Genomic DNA, 21,053 nt, shown 5'->3' on the forward strand with positions numbered 1-21,053 from the left:
CGCCCTAGCCCTTAGCCCCCTGGCCGCGGGAATAAACATCTTCGTAGCGCACGATGTCGTCTTCTCCCAGATAGCTGCCGGTTTGCACTTCGATCAGTTCCATCGGGGTGTCGCCGGGATTTTCCATTCGGTGGATGGCGTGCAGCGGGATGTACACGGATTCATTCTGATGCACCATTTTGACGTCCAGATTGTCACGGTCAGGCCCGACCGTAACCTTGGCAGTACCAACCACGACGATCCAGTGTTCCGACCGGTGTTCGTGGCTTTGCAGGCTGAGCGCCGCACCGGGATTGACCACGATGCGTTTCACCTGAAAGCCGTCCGACAGGATGAGCGTTTCAAAGAACCCCCAAGGGCGGTGATCCTTGGGGAAATTATCGGCCTGCGGCACATCGGCTGCGCGCATTTGTTTCACCACATCCCCGAGATTTGCTGTGCAACTGCGGTTGGCCACCAGCACTGCATCGGGCATGGCAACCGCGACGATGTTCTCCAGCCCGAGCCCGACCAGCTGGACCGCGCCAGATTCCGAACGCAATAGGGTTTCTTTGCACTCAACAGCATGGGCGCGCCCTTGCAGGGCAACGCCATCGGCGTCTTTCTCTGCATGTAGGTGGACCGCGTTCCAGCCGCCCATATCCGACCAATCGCCAGTATGCGCAATAACGCTGAGGTTGCTTACTTTTTCCATGATCGCAAAGTCGACAGAAATGTCTTCGCAGTTTGCCCAAGCGGCAGGGTCAAGGCGCAGGAAGCCAAGATCGGGTTCGGCGGCTTCAACGGCAGCGCGCACATGGGCCAACATGTCAGGCGCATGGGTGGCAAAGGCGTCGATCATCGTCTGGGCCGCATACATAAAGATGCCCGCGTTCCACAAGTATCCGCCCGCATCCAGCATCCGCTGTGCTTCGGCCAGCTGGGGTTTCTCGACAAAGCGCTTCAGTGGCAGTGCGCCATGGGCTTCGCCTTCGCCCAGCTCAAGATAGCCATAACCGGTTTCTGGCTTGTTCGGGGTGATGCCAAAGGTCACGATCTGGCCCGCCTGTGCTGCGGCGACGCCGCGGCGGACATTTTCACAAAAGACGTCGGCCTGTGTAATGTAGTGGTCTGACGGGGCGGCCAGCATCAATTGTGCCGGATCCTTTTGTGCCACAACCAGGGCCGCTGCCAGAAGTGCAGGTGCGGTATTGCGGGCCTCGGGTTCGATCAGAACAGCATTCGGGGTGATCCCCGCGTCATGCAATTGCTGGGTTGCGATAAACCGGAAATCGGAGTTTGTTACGACAATCGGTTCGGCAAATCCGCTGGCAGACAAACGTTTGCTGGATTGCTGAAACAGGCTGCCTTCGCCGATCAGATCAATGAACTGTTTTGGAAAGCTCTTGCGAGAGACCGGCCAAAGACGAGTCCCTGATCCGCCACACAGGATCACCGGAGTGATATCACTGGTTGTCATTTCTCGTCCTTTTCGTTGCCGCAGCCGTTAAAGCCCTCTGTTAAAGTGGCGTGCCCCTAAGTTGCAAGGGACAATAGTCAACCCCACTAAGAGTATGAGTGGCTTTTCGCCAAGTCACCAATTTTATTGGTTTTTGGACAGGGAGTTTCCCGCCAGAATTGTAGTTTTGCGGAAAATACCTGTTCGGTTCAGGTCGCAGGCGACCGTTTGTGAGGGGGCAGATGGGTGTTAGAGCCTCAGTGGCTTGGTGTTTTTTCCAAAGATCATCCCTTGACCTTACAGTTACTGGAACCTCTATCTGTCGCCCAAGGCTTTAGAAAAGAAAGTTGGGTTTTGGGACAATCAGTGGTTTTGCCGGTTCGCAATATGACATGCGGCGGATGTTCTGCGCGTGTGGCACGGGCCTTGGAAGGCGTGTCCGGGTTGACCGATATTGCGGTTAACCTTGCGGATGAGGCGGTGCAGTTTTCCGCGCCGGATGCAGAAACTGTTAAGGGCGCTCTGCGGAGTCTGGATGTGGCCGGGTATCCGGCACAAACCCAAGAGGCGCATTTGGCCATCAGCGGCATGTCCTGCGCATCCTGTGCCAGCCGTGTGCAGCGGGCGCTGGAAACCCAAGCCGGTGTTGTGCTGGCCCGGATAAACCTGACAGACGACACGGCAACGCTGGAGTTCTTGCCGAATTTGATCACGGCGCAGCAGTTGGCCGATATTGCCAGTGATGCAGGATACCCAGCGTCGTTAATCAATGATGCACTGCCGTTGGACCGGTCCACCGTGAAAGAGGCCGAAGCAGATCACAATCGCCGCATGATGTGGTACGCGGCTGTACTGGCGGTTCCGGTTTTTGTGCTGGAGATGGGGGGGCATTTGTTTCCCGCCCTACATCATCTGATTGCTGGTACCATCGGGATCGAAAACAGCTGGAGGATTCAGTTTGTCCTGACCAGCCTGATTTTGTTCGGACCGGGCCGGCAGTTCTTTGTTAACGGCTTGCCCGCTCTGTGGCGAGGTGCCCCCAATATGAACAGTCTTGTGGCGCTGGGCGCGGGGGCGGCATGGGTATTCTCGACCGTTGCATTGTTTGCCCCCTTTGTACTGCCCGCCGGAACGCGGGCGGTGTACTTTGAGGCGGCTGCGGTGATTGTCACGCTGATCCTGTTGGGGCGCTGGTTCGAGGCCCGTGCGAAAGGCCGCACCGGTGCGGCAATCCGCAATCTGATTGATCTGCAACCCCGCACCGCCTTGGTTGCGCAGGGGCAAGAGTGGGTAGAGGTGCCGGTCGCCGAATTGCAGGTCGCGGCGCGGTTTCTGCTTAAGCCGGGGGCGCGTGTCCCGACAGATGCCGTCGTGCTTGAAGGGGCCGGCACGGTGGATGAAAGCATGATGACCGGCGAGCCGATGCAGGTCAGCAAAACAGCCGGTGATGTGCTAACCGGTGGCACGGTAAACGGCCATGGCAGTTTCATTTGCGAAGTCTCGCGGGTGGGGCATGATACAGCGTTGGCACAGATCATCCGCATGGTTCAACAGGCCCAGAGCGCGCGACTGCCTATTCAGGGGTTGGTCGACCGTGTTACGCTTTGGTTTGTGCCTGCGGTGATGGGGATTGCGCTTTTGACTGTTGCTGTCTGGCTGGTGTTCGGGCCGGAACCGGCCTTGTCCCATGCGCTGGTGGCGGGGGTTTCTGTTTTGATCATCGCCTGCCCCTGCGCAATGGGTTTGGCTACACCTACATCCATTATGGTGGGCAGTGGCCGTTCGGCCGAGCTTGGGGTTTTGTTCCGGCAGGGGGATGCCCTGCAATCGTTGTGTGATGTGAAAATGGTGGCCTTTGACAAGACCGGAACCTTGACCGCCGGCAAGCCGATGCTGACCGAATTTGTCAGCATGGACGAAAGTGAATCGGATCGGATGCTGGCCCGTGTCGCGGCGCTTGAATCCCGCTCCGAACATCCGCTGGCTGTTGCTGTGTTGCAGGCTGCAAGCGCCAGAGGCCTAGGCCTGCCCGAAGTTTCACAGATCGAAGTTGTATCAGGGCAGGGCATCTGTGGCGTTGTCGAGGGGCAGCGTATCGCTGTGGGGAATGCCCGATTGATGCAGGGTCAAGGAGTGGTGACACAAGCAATGGAAGGGCAAGCGGAGGCTCATAAATTGCGCGGGCATACTGTGTTCTTCGTCGCGGTTGAGAACCAGCTGGCGGCCATTGCCGCAATCTCCGACCCGCTGCGCCCGACCAGCAAGACGGCCATCGCAGCGCTGAAATCACGCGGCTTGCAGGTTGCGGTCATCTCGGGCGATAGCGGCGAAACCGCGCGTGCCGTTGCCCAGGACCTTGGCATTGAAACCGTGATCGCCGACGTTCTGCCTGAGGGCAAGACAGAGGCGTTGAAAAAGCTGCGCAGGGCGCATGGTAACATCGCCTTTGTGGGGGACGGCATCAATGACGCCCCTGTGTTGGCGCAGGCGGATGTTGGCATTGCCATTGGCACTGGCACCGATGTGGCGATTGAAACCGCAGATGTTGTATTGATGGGGGGCGACGTGCAGGGTGTGGTCCATGCGTTTGATTTGTCCCGTCTGACCCTGCGCAATATCAAACAGAATCTTCTCTGGGCCTTCGGGTATAACGTGGCCCTGATCCCGGTGGCGGCTGGCGCGCTTTATCCGGCGATGGGTGTGCTTTTGTCACCGGGCCTTGCGGCCGGAGCGATGGCGTTTTCATCGGTTTTTGTGCTGGGTAATGCATTGCGTCTGCGCCGGATCGGGGTGTGATATGAACATTAAGTCCGTCAGTGAAGCAACCGGGCTGCCCGCCAAGACGATCCGTTATTACGAGGAGGTCGGCCTTGTCCGACCATCAAGACAGGGCAACGGGTATCGGGTGTTTTCGAACAGTGATGTGCATAAGCTGGCGTTTCTGGCGCGGTCGCGTTCCTTGGGGTTTCCTGTGGAAAGCTGCCGCAGCTTGTTGGCACTTTACGAAGATCAAGAGCGCGCCAGCGCCGATGTCAAAGCCATTGCAGAGCAACATCTTGCTGAGATTGATCAAAAACTGGCCGAACTGACAGCGATGCGTCAGACTCTAAGCACGATGGTGCGGTCTTGTGCTGGGGACAACCGCCCCGATTGCCCGATCCTGTCCGATTTGGCGCAGGAGTTCGACGATGGTACCAAGGCTGGTTAATCGCCCGTATTGACGGCCCCGCCACAGGCGTGTTGGGTGACGCGAGCTGTCGAATTGAGAAAAGGATTTTGCGTATGTTTGTATTTGCCGCGCCGCAACAGGCCAGCCTTGCCGTGCAGGGCAGCACGGACCGGTTTCCGGTACGCCGGATCTTTTGTGTTGGCCGCAACTACGAGGCACATGCCCGCGAAATGGGTAAAGACCCGACCCGCGAGGCACCGTTCTTTTTCACCAAACCGGCAGATGCTGCGCTGGATACGCCTTGTACCATTGCCTATCCCAAGCTCACAAATGACCTGCATCACGAGATCGAGCTGGTTATCGCAATCCATAAAGGAGGCTCTGATATCGCGGAGGCCGATGTGATGGATCACGTTTGGGGGGCGGCGGTTGGTCTGGACATGACCCGTCGCGATTTACAGGCCGAGGCCAAGAAGATGGGCCGCCCATGGGACTGGGGCAAGGCATTCGACCGCTCTGCCCCGATTGGCCCGATCAAGCCGATTGCACAGGTGCCCAGCGTCGAGAACGGGCGTATCTGGCTGGCCGTGAACGGCGAGACCCGTCAGGATGCCGATATCGCCGATCTGATCTGGTCAGTTCGCGAACATATCGCGATCCTGTCACAAGCTGTCGACATCGCACCCGGTGACATCATCATGACGGGTACGCCTGCCGGAGTCGGGGCAGTAGTGCCGGGGGATGTGATCACCGGCGGGGTGGATGGTATCGGCGAGCTGCAAGTGACAATAGGAGAGCGGGCATGAGCGACCTGGCATTACACAACTATTTCCGGTCTTCGACATCCGTGCGCGTGCGCGCAGCGCTAAACCTTAAGGGGCTGGGGTATGATTATGTGCCCTTGTCCCTGTTGAAAGGTGAACAGGCCAGCGCGGCGCATCTTGCGCTTAATCCTTCGGGGTTGGTGCCAACTTTGGTCACGCCGAACGGGGTTTTGCCGCAATCCATGGCGATCCTTGAGTGGCTGGATGAGGTGCATCCCGCACCCCCGCTGCTGCCAGCTGATGCATGGGGGCGGGCACGGGTGCGCAGTCTGGCGCAGATCGTGGCAGCCGACATTCACCCGGTGAACAATCTGCGGATTCTCAAACATCTGGAAGCGGAGTTTGGCGTCGATGCAGCGGGCAAGGCCGCGTGGTTCCGCACATGGGCCAGCGCAGGTATGGCGGCGCTTGAAACGCGATTGGCGCAGGAAACGGAAACCGGTGAGTTCTGTCACGGCGATACTGTTGGACTGGCCGACCTGTGCCTTTATGCGCAGGTGTTGAACAACGCACGGTTCGAAGTCGACATGTCACCCTATCCGACGATCCGGCGTATTCATGCCAATTGTATGCAGGTGCCGGCGTTGGAACAAGCCACACCGGCCAACCAGCCGGACGCGACCTAGATCGGGTTGGCGGCCAGAAATTCGGTCAGATGGCCGGCGACCTCTTGCGGGGCGTCCCAGTGGATAGAATGACCTGCGGCCTCTATCGTTGCTTCGGTCAAATTGGGGATGCTGGCAAAGCTGGGCTGTGCAGCGGCGGGCGGGACCATCAGGTCTTGCCCCGCATAAAGAACCAGGGCCGGGCAGGTGATGTCATTCGGTTTTGCCTGTGGACGAAATGCGCCAAAGGCGGCGATCTGATGCGCCATCGCATCTGCTGTCTGGGCATGGGGATAGGCAAGGCTGGCTGCTAGCGCGGTCTCAACCTGTGCTGGATCTTCAAAGAACCCATGGCCGAACAGCCACGGATAAAGCGCGCGCAGCCACATTTCCTCGCCCTGGGGCGCACGGCGCACCGCCATCAAGGCGCTGAACACTGCGGCGGTGCGGGGTACCCGAATACGGCCCGAGGCCAGAATCGTGCAGCTGGCGACGTGATCCGGTTCCATATGGGCGATTTCCAGTGACAGCAGACCACCAAGCGAATGACCGGCGACATGGAACCGGTCGATCCCAAGGTGGTTCATCAACGCCAGCGCATCGTGCGCCATCAGGCCGCAATCGGCCGGCGCATCCCATGGCACGGTGCGTCCTGTGGTTCGGTTATCGGGCCGGATTACCGTGAAATGGTCGGTCAACAGCGGCAACAGCCCGGCCCATGCGGCGCTGTCACTTAACATGCCGGCCAACAACAAAAGCGGCGGCCCATTGCCGTCGATTTCGTAATGCAGGGTCACATCGTCAAGGGGCAGATCAGGCATTGAGGGTTCTCCAGCAAGGCAGCAAGTCATCAGGGTGGGGCGTCGCCTCATAAATGGCGCGGGCGATGGCGCGCGCCAGACAGAGCGAGGCCGCATGGCCGATCAAGGACAGATCACCGGCGGGTTTGTCACCGGTGGTCAAGGCAAACACCAAATCGCCATCCATCGGGGTATGCGCCGGCACGGTAGCCCGCCCGATCCCGTCATGAGCAGCAACTGCGACACGCTGACATTCGGCCTTTGTCAGGTTCGCATCAGTGGCGATGATCGCGATTGTCGTATTGGCCCGTTGTGACATCGCAACAACTTTGCGACTTTCCAACGACAGGCCAAGGCCGGACGCCGGATCAGGGCCGAAGCCGCCGAACTCCGCGTTTAATTCGAAGGGGGCGGCATAGAAATATTTGTCGCCCGGTGTGGTAACCGCGCCAACCGGATTGGCCGCCACCAATGCGCCAACTGTGCTGCCGTCGGGAAGCACCAACGAGGCAGAACCAAGGCCGCCTTTCAACATTGAAGACATAGCGCCAGTACCCGCGCCCGCGGTGCCCAGGGAAAAGGTCTCTGTTGCTGTGTTAAAGGCCTGCCGGCCTAAGGCGCGGTAGGGGTTGTCAGTCCAATCCTTGTCGCCCCCGTTCAGCAGGTCGAAGAGAATGGCACCGGGGACCAAGGGAATGGTGGCCCCGCCAACCTGAAATCCACGCCCAGCCGCGCGCAGACCATCCACCACACCGGAGCAAGCATCAAGACCGTAGGCAGAACCACCTGACAGCACCAAAGCATCAACTGCCGCCACGGATTTGTCAGGGGCCAACAGATCGGTTTCCCGCGCCCCCGGCGCGCCGCCCATGACATGTACAGAGGCAGTAAAGGGCTTATCGGCCAGCACCACAGTAGTGCCGGATTTCAAGGTGTCGTCCTGCGCGTTGCCGACACGCAGGCCGGGCACATCGGTGATCAGGTTTTTCGGGCCGGCAATCATTGTTAGGGTCTCGCTTTTGAAATAGGGTAGTGGCCCGCAGTGGGCTTGAAAATGGGCTCTAATAAGAGAGTCTTGCGATTGCCTGTCTTGTGTTGGCAGCGGGGGCCATATGCGGGAAATCTGGTGCAAGTCATGCGGATGCTGTTCCTGTTTCGGGCAGTACTGGGGCGGCCGCAATAAGGGTCTGTGTATAGTTGTGTTGCGGGTTTTCGAATACGTCTTCGGTGCGGCCCTGTTCGACGATCTTGCCGGATTGCATCACCAGCACATGGTCGGTGACTGTGCGCACCACGGATAGGTCGTGGGAAATGAACAGGTAGGTCAGGTTGTAAGCGCCGCATAGGTCGGCCAGCAGGTCAAGGATCTGGGCCCGGACCGACACGTCAAGCGCGCTGACGGCCTCGTCGAACAGGATCAGCTCTGGCTTGATGATCAGAGCCCGGGCTATTGCGATACGTTGACGCTGGCCGCCAGAGAACTCGTGGATGTATTTGGTGGCGTCAGACGGTGTCAGACCGACGGCGGTCAGGGCCTCGTCAATGGCGCGGCTGCGGTTCTTGCCGGTGGGCGGATCGGGCAAAAGGTGGAAGGGTTCAGTGATCAGGCGATCGACACGGTGGCGCGGATTAAAGCTGCCGAAAGGGTCTTGAAACACCACCTGCATCTTGCGGCGTACCTCAAGGTTGGGCGTGTTGCCGGTAAATACTGGGGTGCCATCCAGTGTGATTGACCCGCTTTGCACCTGTTCCAGACCCAAAAGTGCCCGCGTTAGGGTCGATTTTCCACACCCGCTTTCGCCCACCAATCCAAGGCGCTCTCCGCGTTGCAGATCAAAGGACAGATCGTCGATGGCGCGCATGTACCCCGGGGCACCAAACAGCGTTTTGCGCGGCAAACGGTAGTCGCGGATGATGTTCTTGACCTCAAGCAAGGGGCGCAAAGGGGGCGCAGCGGGCAGGGCGACCTGATGGTTTGAAGCGGCAAACAGCATCTTGGTATAGGGGTGTTGCATGTCGTGCAGCAGGGTTTGCGTGGCCCCTTGTTCAACAATCTGGCCGTGCCGCATGACGATGATCCGGTCGGCCATATCGGCAACCACCGCCAGATCATGGGTGATCATCAACAGGCCCATTTCGTCCTCGCGGGCCAGCGATTTCAGCAGATCAAGGATTTGCGCCTGTGTGGTGACATCCAGCGCAGTGGTAGGTTCATCCGCAATCAACAAACGGGGCCGCAGGGCAATGGCCATGGCAATCACAACCCGCTGGCGTTGCCCCCCGGACAATTCATGCGGATAGCGTGATAGGGGAAAACGGTCTTGGGGCAGGCCGACACGTGTCAGGGTTGCAGCGGCCTGTTCGAGGGCATTTGCCCGGCTGACGCTGGGGTCGTGGATGCGGATGGTTTCGGCCACCTGTGTGCCGATGGTTTGCACCGGGTTCAGCGCGGTCATCGGTTCTTGAAACACCATTCCCATGTCTCTGCCGCGCATGGCGCAAAGTTCGGGCTCGGTCAGCTGTGTTAGCTCCTGATCGCCCAGCAGGATATGGCCCTTGGTGCGCGTCCCCTTGGGCAGCAGCCCCATCAGCGCAAGCGCGGTCATGGATTTGCCAGACCCGCTTTCGCCGGTGACGGCGACAATTTCGCCTGCGTCAATCGACAGGGTAACATCGCGCAGGATGTCGAGGCCATAGATTGACAGGCTCAGGTTGGTGATCTGCAAAAGGTTCATGTGCGGGCCACCCGCAAGCGAGGATCAAGGTAATCGCGCAGCCCGTCACCCATCAGATTTAATCCCAGAACAGTAAGGATGATCGCAAACCCCGGGACAAGCGCCATATGGGGGGCAATGCTGACCAGTGTTTGGGCATCGGCCAACATTCGCCCCCATGAGGGCGTCGGCGGCTGCGCCCCAAGCCCGACATAGCTAAGCCCCGCTTCCGCGAGGATGCCGAGGCTGAACTGGATCGTGCCCTGAACAATCAGCAGGTTGGTCACATTGGGCAGAATATGTTCGACGGAAATACGGGCCGCATTTTTGCCCGCGACCCGCGCGGCCATGATAAATTCGCCTTGCCAAAGAGACAGAGCGGCCCCGCGGGTGATACGGGCAAAAACCGGAATGTTGAAAATGCCAATGGCAATGATGGCGTTAATTGCGCCTGCCCCGAAAATTGCGGTGATCAGAATGGCAATCACCAGACTGGGGAAGGCGAATACCAGATCATTGCCGCGCATGATCAGTTCATCCACAAGTGTGCCCTGTCGCGCCGCCGCCCAAAGGCCCAGCGGCACGCCCAACCCCATGCCGATGCCCACCGCGACCAGCGCCACAGCGATAGAGGTGCGTGCGCCGACCATGATCATGCTGAGCAGGTCACGCCCGAAATGATCGGTTCCCAGCAGATGGGAGGCGGAAGGGGTCTGAAGCTTATCAGGAATGTTGAGGGCCGCGTGATCAAACGGCGTCCAGGCAAAGCTGACCAGCGCGGCAATCAGGAAAACGGCGGTCAAAAGACTGCCCAGAATCAGATTGCGGTTCATGATCTGGACCTCAAGCGGGGATCAACGGCGGCATAGGCCAGATCGACGATAAAGTTCACAACGATCACAGAGAACACCAAAAGCATCACCACAGATTCCACGACAATCAGGTCGCGCGCCGAGATCGATTGAAACACCAGCCGCCCCAGACCGGGCAAGTAAAACACCTGTTCGATGATGATCGAACCCGCCAGCAGGAACGAGAATTGCAGCCCGATGATGGTCAACACAGGTATCAGCGCATTGCGCAAACCGTGCCGCCACAAAGCCTGACGCGCTGTCAGCCCCTTGGCCCGCGCGGTGCGGATGAAATCTTCGCCCATCACATCCAGCAACGACGAGCGCATGACCCGCGCGAGTATCGCGGCCTGAGGCAGGGCCAGCGCAATGGCAGGCAGTGTTAGCCCGTGAAGGCCGGCGAAAACCCCCTTGTCCCATCCGACAAATCCACCGGCCGAGAACCAGCGCAGATTGATGGCGAAAATCAACACCAACATCATCGCGAACCAGAAGTTGGGCACTGCAACCCCCAGCTGGGTTGCGCCCATCACCCCGATGTCACCGGCTTGCCCGCGGCGGCTGGCGGCATAAATCCCGGCTGGAAAAGCCACCAGAGTGCTGAGTGTCAAAGCATAAAGCGACAACGGCAGGGAGACCCAAAGCCGTTCGCCGATCATCTGCGATACGGGTGTGCGGTAGGTATAGGAGGTGCCGAAATCCCCAACAGCCATACCGGATACCCACGAAATGTAACGCTCGACCTTTGAGGCATCGAGGCCAAGTTCGCTGCGCAATGCAGCAAGGGTTTCGGGTTGGGCATTCATCCCCAGCATAAAGGAAGCCGGATCGCCGGGGGCGACTTCGATGACCATAAAGATCACCACCGACGCAATAGCGAGGCTGATGATCAGAGAGATCAGACGTTTGAAAGTATAGCGCAGCATTGTCGTAACCGTATGTCCGACTGGTTTCGCCGTCCAGCACCCATTGCGGGGTCCGGCGCATACGTTGCGTGAAGCATGGGAGATGCGGCAGGGCGGACCGCATTTGCGACCCGTGTTTGTCGTGAATGGTCTGGAGCGTGGAAATATAATGCATTGAATGCAGGGGGTTGCGGAGAGTTTGGTGTTGTTCGACCTGCAAGATTAAAGATTCACGTGGAACGAAATCGGGAAAGTGCTGGTTGTCTTTGCAACAACAACGAATTGGAGATCACAATGACACATACATTCAAAACACTTGCCGCCGCCGCTTTGGTTAGCAGCCTGTCAGTACCTGCATTCGCCGCCGCGCATCTCGATGTGGGCAGCATGACATGCGAAGAATATAACCAGTTGGGCGGTGCGGACCGTGACAAAGTTGCGATGATGGCAATTGCGGATATGAATAACGACGCCGTCCCGACAGACGGCACGGCGACAGCCACCGCATCCTCTGTGGGGACTGCCGCATCCGAAGGCGAGGGGGCCACAACAACGGCTGCAAACGATGGCACCGCAACTGCAACAAGCACCGCTGGCGCTGGTGACGATATGTCCCGCTATGCCGAAGAAATGGCCGTGCTGAACCGCACGTGTTCGCGGAATTGGGACGCGATGGTGACCGAAGCGGCCGCTGGTCAATCCGGTACGCGCTAACCGTTCACTTACTTGATGGTGGAAAGGGTGCCTGTGAGGGCACCCTTTTTTGTGCCGTTGATTATATGTTGTCGACGGTCGTGACGGTTTCGCGGAAGTAATCCAGCAGGCCGTCTGCCTCATGGGAGGTGATATAGGTTGCAGAAGTCACGTCACATTGGCGCACCCCATAGAAAAACTGTTGCTGAAAACGGGTCAGATGCCACCCGTTGCCAAGCGCGGTTGTTGTTACTTCCAGCGCTTTTGTGCCCTTTGGAAAAACCTCTTCTGCAAGGCGGCCAAACAAGGCCATCAGGTCCGGCAGGTTGTCCGCCGCTTGCCAACTGACGTCGGTATCGTCGCGGTAGTGGTCAATGCGGAAATCAATGTCCGGTGCCATATGTTCAAACAGTGTGGGGTCGCCGGCAGTGAATTTGGCGATGATCTGTTCAATCGCTGTATTTCCGGCGTTTGTTGCTGTGCTGGTCATTGGGATACTCCGTTGAGGTTTAGATATTCCCGATATGGCAGGCCGGTTATCCAAAGGTAATTGCTATTGTATCTATTTATGATATAGCTAATGACTATGATAGAGCTTACCACATTGCGGTATTTCACCAGCGCCTTTGAGGCCCGGACGTTTAGTCAGGCCGCGCGGGTGAATGATGTTAGTCAACCTACGGTCTCGGCTGCAATCCAAAAGCTGGAGGACCGCTTGGGTGTCTCCCTGTTTCAACGATCAAAGGCGGGGCTAACACCAACACCCTTTGCGACCCGATTGTACCACGACACGGTCGACAGTGTTGCGCACCTGTCCAGCATCGACATGCGTTTAAGGAGAGAGCCGCAGCAAACCGTCCGTATCCATTGTGCCCCTGACATGTTGCTAAAAGGGGTGGCGACCGGCCTGAATGCGCTGCGTATTGGGTCGCCGGAATTGATGTTCGGGTTTACCGATGACCCGGAAAACAGCGATATCGCTTTTCTCGCAGATAGCTGCACACCGGCTGATCACGATTTTATCCTTTTGGCGGAGGAGTCGTTTCGTGTGGCCTTCGGGCGGTTTCACCCGCTTGCCCGGGTTCCCGAAGTTCGGTTGGCCGATCTGCGCGACCAACCTGTTATCCACCGGCCATATTGTCCGAATGCGGACCGCATGGATCTGGATGCCCTGCGCTTCGCCGCCGCAGAAGCGATGAATGATGCGCAATTGTTGGATTTGGTGGCGGCGGGCCTTGGCATCGCCTTTGTTCCTCTGTCCCATGGCGATTCCCGTGATGACATTGTCTTACGTCCTTTGGCGGATACAGATACCGGCCACCGCCGGATCGGCATTTCCCATCGTAAATCCGTTTTCGCGGCGCAGCTGGCGAAACGATTGGCCAAGGTTTGTGCCCTCTGAGGGGGTCAGGCAAGGCGCGTTGACCGCGCGCTGCGCCTTGCCGCAATGGTTCAGTCAATCTTGAACGGAACACTTCCGCGAGAGTCACGGTCCACGCGAATTTCCTTGCCAATCGGCGGCACCGATCTGTGGAAACAGTCCGCCCTTTCACAAATCCGGCAGCTTGCGCCGATGGGTTCGAAGTTTTGTTCGTTGGTCAGATCCAGATCATCGGCATAGACGACCTGCCCCGCGTGCTTGATCTCACATCCCAGGCCGATCACGTATTTGCGTACGGGTGATTTAAAGCCGGCAACACGTTTGGTCTGGTCGAAAGCAAGGGAAAGGTATTTTACGCCGTCCGGCGTGACGGCGAGCTGGCGCAAAATCTCGCCGGGGGACTGGAACGCATGATGCACATTCCACAACGGGCAGCTGCCGCCGAAACGGGTGAATTGCAGTGTCGTGGCGCTATGGCGTTTTGTAATGTTGCCGGCTTGATCAATCCGCAGGAAGTAGAAGGGAACGCCCTTGTTTCCGCCACGCTGTAACATGCTCAGCCGGTGGCACACCTGCTCGGTGCTGGCGTCAAACTGAAACGCCAGTTTCTCAAGGTCGTGGCGTTGCTCTTGCGCGGCGCTTGCGAAATCAGAATAGGGCAGGACAACCGCCCCGGCAAAGTAGTTGGCGAAGGTCATGCGGCACACTTCGCGGGCCGCGTCTGTATGGAATGCCGCCTCATCCAGCAGGTTCTCGATCAAGGTACCCTGTTCGAGCAATCCGACCTGATAAGCCAGTTGAAACAGGTTCGTCGCCTTGGTCGAAGCCGCGTTAAGATAAAGCGTCTTGGTCGCCGGATCGAAGGTGCGGATCGTGCCCGAGCTGGGCTTGTCCTTGCGCAGAACAACATTCACCCCGTGCCGCTGATTCAGATATTCGACAAGGTCGGCACCCCGGTCATTGCCATTGTGTTTGATCGACAGGGAAAAGTTTTCGGCCACCTTGTCCAGCTCGTCGATATAATTGTTCTTGTAATGGAAGTGGTCGCGCACCTCTTCGTAGGGCAGCGGTGCCAGGGATGCTTCGCTGTCCTTAAGCGCATTGTCGACTTTTCCCAGCTGCTCGCGGGATTTCTGGAACATTCTGTAGAGGTCGAGAAAGGCTTTGGTCACATTTGGGGCGTTCGTAGCGGCAACTTTTATTTCCTGCGTCAGCACCTCATTGTCCGCAAAAATCGGGTCATTCAAAATTTCTTGCAGGTCCACAGACACCTTGCCAGCGCCATCAAGGGCAAGCTCTGTCAGGTCAAAATTGAAAACATCTACCAGTGCTAGAATTACCGATCCGGACAGCGCCCTCTGATTATTTTCTATTTGATTCAAATAACTTGTAGAGATAGCAATTTGTTGTGCGAACACAGCCTGTGTCAGGTTGTGACTCTGTCTCAGGAGCCGGATTCGAGCGCCTGCAAAGATCTTTCTAGAGCTGTTGGACATCTTACACTTTTTCGCAATTTACATTTACATTTATGTGATTGTTTGCATGTTAACACGTTCAGCCCTTTGGGAAACAGTTATTTGCAGTAGTTGCTTACCTAACGGAATGACGATTCGAAGATGCGTGGAAACCGGGGAGGGGGCAGCGTGTTAAGTGACTTTTGTCCTTCTCTGATGGGGAGAAACTGGCGTTCGGGTATTGCCCGATCCTGCCAAGGTGTTACGCCTTCTTTGGCTTGTTGTTCTCAACTCAGGAGGGCGACTTGATGGCTGGATACACCGAAACCTATGCGAACTGGCAAAAGGACCCGACAGGGTTCTGGTCGCAGGCAGCCGGGGAGATCGACTGGATCAAATCCCCTGATGTCGTGTTGGACGAAAACAACCCGCCGCTGACGACGTGGTTCCCTGATGCTGTTTGCAACACCTGCTATAACGCGGTCGACCGGCATGTGGTGTCAGGGCAGGGCGCACAGGTCGCAATCATCCACGACAGTCCGGTTACCGGATCACAAACCAAGATCACCTATGACACATTGTTGGATCGGGTGGCGCGGGTTGCCGGCGTTCTGACCGCGCAGGGTATCAAAAAGGGTGACCGGGTTATCATCTATATGCCGATGATCCCGGAAGCATTGATTGCGATGCTGGCATGTGCGCGGATTGGTGCGGTGCATTCGGTGGTCTTTGGCGGGTTCTCTGCCCATGAGCTTGCTGTGCGCATTGACGATGCAGCACCCAAGGCCATTCTTGCAGCATCTGCGGGCATTGAGGGCAAAAAGGTTATCGCCTACAAACCGCTGCTTGACGGCGCGATTGAGCGCGCAGACCACAAGCCGGATTTCACATTGATTTTGCAACGGCCGGTTCTTCAGGCCGACCTGAAGCCGGGTTTCGATCTGGATTGGGCGACAGAAGAAGCTGTCGCCAGCCCCGTCGGTTGCACGCCTGTTGGCGGTGCTGATCCGCTTTATGTGCTGTATACCTCTGGCACGACCGGCCAGCCCAAGGGCGTCGTGCGCCACAACGGCGGCCATATGGTGGCCCTGAACTGGACCATGAAGAATATCTATAACGTCAAAGCCGGGGATGTATTCTGGGCGGCGTCGGATGTGGGCTGGGTCGTGGGTCACAGCTATATCTGCTATGGTCCGCTGCTGGCAGGATGTACGACAGTTGTGTTTGAAGGCAAGCCCGTCGGCACACCGGATGCGGGCACGTTTTGGCGGGTCATTCAGGACCACGACGTTAAGGTTTTGTTCACGGCGCCTACCGCCTTGCGGGCAATCAAGCGCGAAGACCCCAAAGCGGAACAGGTCGGTAAATATGATCTGAGCGGCTTGCAATCGCTGTTCCTTGCCGGGGAACGGGCCGACCCCGACACCATCAAATGGGCGCAGGAACATTTGAACATTCCGGTGATTGATCACTGGTGGCAGACGGAAACCGGTTGGGCCATTGCGGCCAACCCGCTGGGAATCGAGGAACTGCCGGTCAAGCCCGGTTCACCGGCGGTGCCCATGCCGGGGTATGAAGTTGATATTCTGGACGAGGGCGGTAACCCTGTCGTTGCGGGTGAATTGGGGGCCATCGCGATCAAATTACCGCTGCCCCCCGGTGCCCTTCCAACCCTGTGGAATGCCGAGGAACGGTTTAAATCCGCCTATCTGCAAACCTTCCCGGGATATTATGAAACCGGTGATGCAGGCATCAAAGACGAAGACGGTTATCTTTATATCATGGCGCGGACCGATGACGTGATCAATGTCGCGGGACACCGGTTGTCGACGGGTGCCATGGAGGAAATCCTGTCCAACCACCCAGATGTGGCGGAATGCGCGGTGATCGGGATTGGCGATGCGTTGAAAGGCCAACAGCCGCTTGGGTTGGTTTGCCTGAACAATGGTGTTGATCGCTCTGAGGAAGAAATCGCAAAGGAATGCGTTTCTCTCATCCGCAAGGAAATAGGTCCCGTGGCGGCGTTCAAACGCTGCATCGTTATTGATGCGCTTCCCAAGACCCGCTCGGGCAAGGTGTTGCGCGGCACGATGGTGTCAATCGCGGACAGCAAACCGTGGAACCTGCCCGCGACAATTGACGATCCCGCGACATTGGATGCCATCGCCGCGCGGATTGCCGGCATTGGTGAAACTCTTTCCGAAAACCCCGATCTGCAAAAGGAAGCTCAACATGGCTAACGACGTCGTCATTCTGGATGGTGTTCGCACCGCAATTGGTACTTTTGGTGGCTCCCTTGCGGGAACGGCCCCTACCGCGCTGGGCGCAGCTGTCGCCAAAGAAGCAATGTCCCGTAGCGAGGTCGATCCGGCCCAGATTCAGCACGCTGTTTTTGGACATGTGATTAATACCGAACCACGCGACATGTATATGGCCCGTGTCGCCGCTGTTGAGGCGGGTATTTCCGAGGATGCAGCGGCGCTGACTGTGAACCGGCTTTGTGGTTCAGGCGCGCAGGCGATTGTCTCGGCGGCGCAGCATATCATGCTGGGCGATGTCGACTTTGCGCTGGCCGGCGGGGCTGAAAGCATGTCGCGGTCACCCCATTCCACCCAATCTGTCCGGTGGGGTCAGAAAATGGGCGATATGTCGATGAACGATATGATGATCGGGGCCCTTACTGATCCCTTTGGCGTGGGGCACATGGGCGTGACGGCCGAAAATGTCGCTGATGAACATGGCATTACACGCGCTGATCAGGACGGGTTTGCTGTTGAGAGCCAACGTCGCGCTGTTGCCGCCATCGAAGCGGGGCATTTCAAAAGCCAGATCCTGCCGATCGAGGTAAAACAGCGCCGTGCCATGGTATCCTTTGATACGGATGAACATCCAAAGGCAGGCACCACAATCGAAACACTTGGCAAGCTGCGTCCGGCCTTTCGCAAGGATGGGTCGGTCACCGCAGGCAACGCCTCCGGTCTGAACGACGGGGCGGCCGCGATGGTTCTCGCTTCTGCCGAAGCCGCTGAAAAGGCCGGTCTGAAACCCCGCGCGCGGATCCTTGGATATGGCCATGCGGGTGTACGTCACGAGGTGATGGGCATCGGGCCGGTGCCGGCGGTTACCCAGCTGTTGCAAAAGATCGGCATGACGGCAGATCAGTTTGACGTCATCGAAAGCAATGAGGCGTTTGCCGCCCAAGCCTGCGCGGTCAATATCGGCCTTGGGCTCGACACTGCCAAGGTTAACCCGAACGGCGGGGCCATTGCCCTTGGCCATCCGGTGGGCGCAACCGGCGCAATTATTACGATAAAAGCGCTTTACGAACTGGAACGCATCGGTGGCCGCTATGGGCTGATCACCATGTGTATCGGCGGCGGGCAGGGCATCGCTCTGGCCATTGAAAGCCTTAAATGAACCTCCCTGTCCTAACTGCCTTTCTTCCCTGTTTGGCAGTCGGGCAACTATCGCCGTCTGGTGTTTTTGATTGCAAACACCATTGCCGCAAGCGCACCAGACGGCGCTTTTTTTTCACCGGGTGGCCCGATCATCGGCCCGCGAACCAACCCGGATTTGATGTCTTTTTAGCGCCCTTCGGTGCGGATTTTTACAAAGGAAATAACCTATGAAACGGACTGCACTTGTTACCGGTGGATCACGCGGCATCGGCGCTGCAATTTCCAAAGAGCTTTGGCAAAAAGGCTATACCGTTGCCGTCACCTATGCCGGCAATGACGAAGCTGCCGCGGCTTTTACAAAAGAGACCGGGATCAAAGCTTACAAGTGGAATGTCGGCAACTATGAAGAAAGTGCCGCCGGTATCGCCAAGGTCGAAGCCGAGATCGGCCCAATCGATATCGTGGTTGCAAACGCGGGCATCACACGGGATGCCCCTTTTCATAAGATGACACCCCAGCAGTGGCAGGAAGTGATCGACACCAACCTTACGGGGGTTTTCAACACCGTTCACCCCATCTGGCCGGGAATGCGCGAACGAAAATTTGGCCGCGTGATTGTGATCAGTTCGGTGAACGGACAAAAGGGCCAGTTCGCGCAGGTGAATTATGCCGCCACCAAAGCCGGTGATTTGGGGATCGTGAAATCGCTGGCACAGGAAGGTGCGCGGGCTGGCATCACGGCCAATGCGGTGTGCCCCGGCTATATCGCAACCGAGATGGTGATGGCCGTGCCGGAAAAAGTGCGTGAATCCATTATCTCACAAATCCCGGCGGGCCGTTTGGGCGAGCCTGAGGAAATCGCGCGCTGTGTGGCGTTCCTTGCGTCCGACGATGCGCAATTCATCAACGGTTCCACCATTTCGGCGAACGGGGCCCAGTTCTTCGCCTAACGCGCGCGGTCTCATGCGAACGGATCAGGTGCCTGCGATGCGCCTGATTGCCTTGGCCAATCCGGTCGGAAATTCAGCGGGAAGTCGAACCATGCGTGATGATGTGAATTCAGCCTCTACAACAGACATCGCCGAACAAACCGAGCGGCTCGCGCGTTTGACCAATCGTGCAATGCTGGCGGCGGCCCAGATGCAGGGCCACGCGGCCAAGCAGGCGTCAGGTTCCGAGTACCAGCTTATGGATGCCGGTGCTTTGGCCAAAGCCTATGGGACCTTCTGGATTGATATGATGTCCGACCCTGCCAAGCTGATGGACATTCAAAAGACTGTTGCCACCGAAATGATGGCCGCATGGCAAACGATGTTGAACCCGTCTGATGATGCACCGGTCCGCGACAAACGGTTTAAGGATCAAAGCTGGTCTGATGATCCTGTTGCTCGCAGCTATCGGGATGTTTTTCTGGCATTTGATCGCGCCACAACCGGGTTGCTTGCGCGTTTGCCGGACGGATCAAAGGACCACCAACGGGTCAGTTTCTATTCCCGCCAGATGGTTAGCGCCCTGTCGCCCAGCAACTATTTGATGACTAATCCCGCCGCCCGCAAGGCGCTGATGGAAACGCAGGGAGAGAGCCTATTGGCTGGATTAGAGAACCTGCTGGCTGATCTGGAGCGCGGCGACGGGCGACTTGATATTGCCACCAACGACGACACGGCGTTCGAAGTCGGTGTCGATCTGGCCACGACCAAAGGGCAAGTCGTGTTTCAGAACGATCTGATGCAGTTGATCCAATATGCGCCCACCACCAAACAACAACACGCAACACCGATCCTGTTTGTGCCGTCCTGGATCAACAAGTTTTACATTCTGGATATGAAACCGGAGAACAGTCTGATCCGGTACATGCTGGATCAAGGGCATTCGGTTTTTGTGGTGTCTTGGGTCAACCCGACGCGGGATCACGCCGAGAAAGATTTTGCTGATTACATGACCGAAGGCCCGCTGGCGGCGCTTGACGTGATCCGTGACATCACCGGCGAGGAAAAGGCAAACATTCTGGGGTTCTGCATCGGTGGCATTCTGGTCACGGCGATGCTGGCCTATCTGGCGGGGATTGGGGACGATCGCATCGCCTCTGCCACCACCCTAGCCAGCATGGTTGATTTCGAGGACGTCGGCGAGATTGGTGTGTTCATCGACGATGAGCGGTTGCAAAGTATGCGGCACCACATGGCCGAAAAAGGTTATCTTGACGCGCACCACCTGCAAGACATGTTTTCGATGCTGCGCGAAAGGGATCTTATCTGGTCTTTCGTCGAGGCGAATTACCTGCGCGGTGAAAAACCGCCGGCGTTTGATTTGCTGTCGTGGAATTCGGATTCCACCCGTCTGCCTTCTGCCATGCTGCTCTGGTATCTCGAAGAGGTCTATTTGCAGAACGGGTTGCGTAAACCCGGCGCGCTGGAGCTGAACGGTGTCGAGATCGACATCACCAAAATTACCACACCCTGTTTCATTCTTGCGACCGAGCTGGATCACATCGCGCCCTGGCATTCGGTCTATCCGGCAACCGGCCTGTTTGGGGGGGAGGTTGAGTTTGTCTTGGGTGGTTCTGGTCACATCGCCGGCGTGATCAATCCCCCGGCAAAACGGGTGAAATACGGGTACCGCACCAGTGACACCTATCCGGCCTCTCCGGATGATTTCCAAGCCCAGTCAACCGCGCATGAAGGATCATGGTGGCCCCATTGGGCTGCATGGCTGGAGGCCCGCGAGACCAAAAAGGTTCCGGCGCGCAAACCGGCAACGAAAGGCAAATACAAAGCCATCGAAGCCGCCCCCGGATCATACGTCAAATCCGCCTGACCCG

At 57.7% G+C, this 21,053-nt stretch carries 18 protein-coding genes; 10 read left to right on the top strand and 8 right to left on the bottom strand.

Annotated features, from left to right (window positions below):
- Nucleotides 1-4 precede the first annotated feature (4 nt).
- Nucleotides 5-1,459, bottom strand: coding sequence for a mannose-1-phosphate guanylyltransferase/mannose-6-phosphate isomerase (locus HKX44_RS11435; RefSeq protein WP_276151452.1), 1,455 nt, complete (start codon nucleotides 1,457-1,459; stop codon nucleotides 5-7).
- Nucleotides 1,460-1,792: 333 nt separating this feature from the next.
- Here HKX44_RS11435 and HKX44_RS11440 point away from each other — a divergent pair, with 333 nt between their 5' ends.
- The 4 genes from HKX44_RS11440 to maiA all read left to right on the top strand — a co-directional run bounded on the left by HKX44_RS11440 (nucleotide 1,793) and on the right by maiA (nucleotide 6,057).
- Nucleotides 1,793-4,234: a heavy metal translocating P-type ATPase gene (locus HKX44_RS11440; RefSeq protein ID WP_276153717.1), complete on the top strand. Its 2,442-nt coding sequence runs from the start codon at nucleotides 1,793-1,795 to the stop codon at nucleotides 4,232-4,234.
- 1 nt (nucleotide 4,235) lies between these two features.
- Nucleotides 4,236-4,646, top strand: a complete 411-nt coding sequence (gene cueR, locus HKX44_RS11445; RefSeq protein ID WP_276151454.1) for a Cu(I)-responsive transcriptional regulator — start codon at nucleotides 4,236-4,238, stop codon at nucleotides 4,644-4,646.
- A 74-nt stretch (nucleotides 4,647-4,720) separates the two neighbouring features.
- A complete protein-coding gene (locus HKX44_RS11450; RefSeq protein WP_276151455.1) occupies nucleotides 4,721-5,413 on the top strand; it encodes a fumarylacetoacetate hydrolase family protein in 693 nt (230 codons plus the stop codon).
- Nucleotides 5,410-6,057, top strand: coding sequence for a maleylacetoacetate isomerase (gene maiA / locus HKX44_RS11455; protein ID WP_276151456.1), 648 nt, complete (start codon nucleotides 5,410-5,412; stop codon nucleotides 6,055-6,057). Before HKX44_RS11450 ends, maiA begins: the two co-directional genes overlap by 4 nt.
- Here maiA and HKX44_RS11460 read toward each other — a convergent pair.
- The 5 genes from HKX44_RS11460 to HKX44_RS11480 form a co-directional block, all read right to left on the bottom strand.
- Nucleotides 6,054-6,857, bottom strand: a complete 804-nt coding sequence (locus tag HKX44_RS11460; protein ID WP_276151457.1) for an alpha/beta hydrolase — start codon at nucleotides 6,855-6,857, stop codon at nucleotides 6,054-6,056. The two genes, maiA and HKX44_RS11460, sit on opposite strands and share 4 nt — an antisense overlap.
- A complete protein-coding gene (locus HKX44_RS11465) occupies nucleotides 6,850-7,839 on the bottom strand; it encodes a P1 family peptidase (RefSeq protein ID WP_276151458.1) in 990 nt (329 codons plus the stop codon). Before HKX44_RS11465 ends, HKX44_RS11460 begins: the two co-directional genes overlap by 8 nt.
- A gap of 130 nt (nucleotides 7,840-7,969) precedes the next feature.
- Nucleotides 7,970-9,571, bottom strand: a complete 1,602-nt coding sequence (locus HKX44_RS11470) for a dipeptide ABC transporter ATP-binding protein (RefSeq protein ID WP_276151459.1) — start codon at nucleotides 9,569-9,571, stop codon at nucleotides 7,970-7,972.
- The gene (locus HKX44_RS11475) at nucleotides 9,568-10,383 is read right to left on the bottom strand and encodes an ABC transporter permease (protein ID WP_276151460.1); all 816 of its coding nucleotides are present in this window, start codon (nucleotides 10,381-10,383) and stop codon (nucleotides 9,568-9,570) included. Before HKX44_RS11475 ends, HKX44_RS11470 begins: the two co-directional genes overlap by 4 nt.
- Complete coding sequence (locus tag HKX44_RS11480; RefSeq protein ID WP_276151461.1) at nucleotides 10,380-11,327, bottom strand: ABC transporter permease; 948 nt, start codon at nucleotides 11,325-11,327, stop codon at nucleotides 10,380-10,382. The genes HKX44_RS11475 and HKX44_RS11480 overlap by 4 nt, the downstream gene beginning before the upstream one ends.
- 273 nt (nucleotides 11,328-11,600) lie before the next feature.
- Here HKX44_RS11480 and HKX44_RS11485 point away from each other — a divergent pair, with 273 nt between their 5' ends.
- Complete coding sequence (locus HKX44_RS11485) at nucleotides 11,601-12,020, top strand: HdeA/HdeB family chaperone (protein WP_276151462.1); 420 nt, start codon at nucleotides 11,601-11,603, stop codon at nucleotides 12,018-12,020.
- A gap of 61 nt (nucleotides 12,021-12,081) precedes the next feature.
- Here the strand turns inward: HKX44_RS11485 and HKX44_RS11490 are convergent, their stop codons facing one another.
- Nucleotides 12,082-12,489, bottom strand: a complete 408-nt coding sequence (locus HKX44_RS11490; protein WP_276151463.1) for a hypothetical protein — start codon at nucleotides 12,487-12,489, stop codon at nucleotides 12,082-12,084.
- A gap of 90 nt (nucleotides 12,490-12,579) precedes the next feature.
- Between HKX44_RS11490 and HKX44_RS11495 the strand changes: the two genes are divergently transcribed.
- Nucleotides 12,580-13,401 (top strand): LysR family transcriptional regulator, encoded by an 822-nt coding sequence (locus tag HKX44_RS11495; protein WP_276153718.1) that lies wholly within the window; start codon nucleotides 12,580-12,582, stop codon nucleotides 13,399-13,401.
- 50 nt (nucleotides 13,402-13,451) lie between these two features.
- On the opposite strand, the gene HKX44_RS11500 is transcribed toward HKX44_RS11495, so the two are convergent.
- Nucleotides 13,452-14,876 carry a helix-turn-helix transcriptional regulator gene (locus tag HKX44_RS11500; protein WP_276151465.1) on the bottom strand — a complete coding sequence of 475 codons (1,425 nt, stop codon included), beginning with the start codon at nucleotides 14,874-14,876 and terminating at the stop codon, nucleotides 13,452-13,454.
- A 266-nt stretch (nucleotides 14,877-15,142) separates the two neighbouring features.
- On the opposite strand from HKX44_RS11500, the gene HKX44_RS11505 reads away from it, so the two are divergent.
- The 4 genes from HKX44_RS11505 to phaC all read left to right on the top strand — a co-directional run bounded on the left by HKX44_RS11505 (nucleotide 15,143) and on the right by phaC (nucleotide 21,049).
- Nucleotides 15,143-17,074 carry a propionyl-CoA synthetase gene (locus tag HKX44_RS11505; protein ID WP_276151466.1) on the top strand — a complete coding sequence of 644 codons (1,932 nt, stop codon included), beginning with the start codon at nucleotides 15,143-15,145 and terminating at the stop codon, nucleotides 17,072-17,074.
- Nucleotides 17,067-18,251, top strand: coding sequence for an acetyl-CoA C-acyltransferase family protein (locus HKX44_RS11510; protein ID WP_276151467.1), 1,185 nt, complete (start codon nucleotides 17,067-17,069; stop codon nucleotides 18,249-18,251). Before HKX44_RS11505 ends, HKX44_RS11510 begins: the two co-directional genes overlap by 8 nt.
- 208 nt (nucleotides 18,252-18,459) lie before the next feature.
- Entirely contained in the window at nucleotides 18,460-19,182 is a 723-nt protein-coding gene (phbB, locus tag HKX44_RS11515; RefSeq protein WP_276151468.1) for an acetoacetyl-CoA reductase, read from the top strand.
- Nucleotides 19,183-19,219: 37 nt separating this feature from the next.
- A complete protein-coding gene (phaC, locus tag HKX44_RS11520) occupies nucleotides 19,220-21,049 on the top strand; it encodes a class I poly(R)-hydroxyalkanoic acid synthase (protein WP_276151469.1) in 1,830 nt (609 codons plus the stop codon).
- The last annotated feature ends 4 nt before the right edge of the window (nucleotides 21,050-21,053 follow it).

Origin of the sequence: Sulfitobacter sp. M05 (genome assembly GCF_029285175.1) — a bacterium.
In the GTDB taxonomy this organism is placed as follows: Bacteria; Pseudomonadota; Alphaproteobacteria; order Rhodobacterales; family Rhodobacteraceae; genus Sulfitobacter.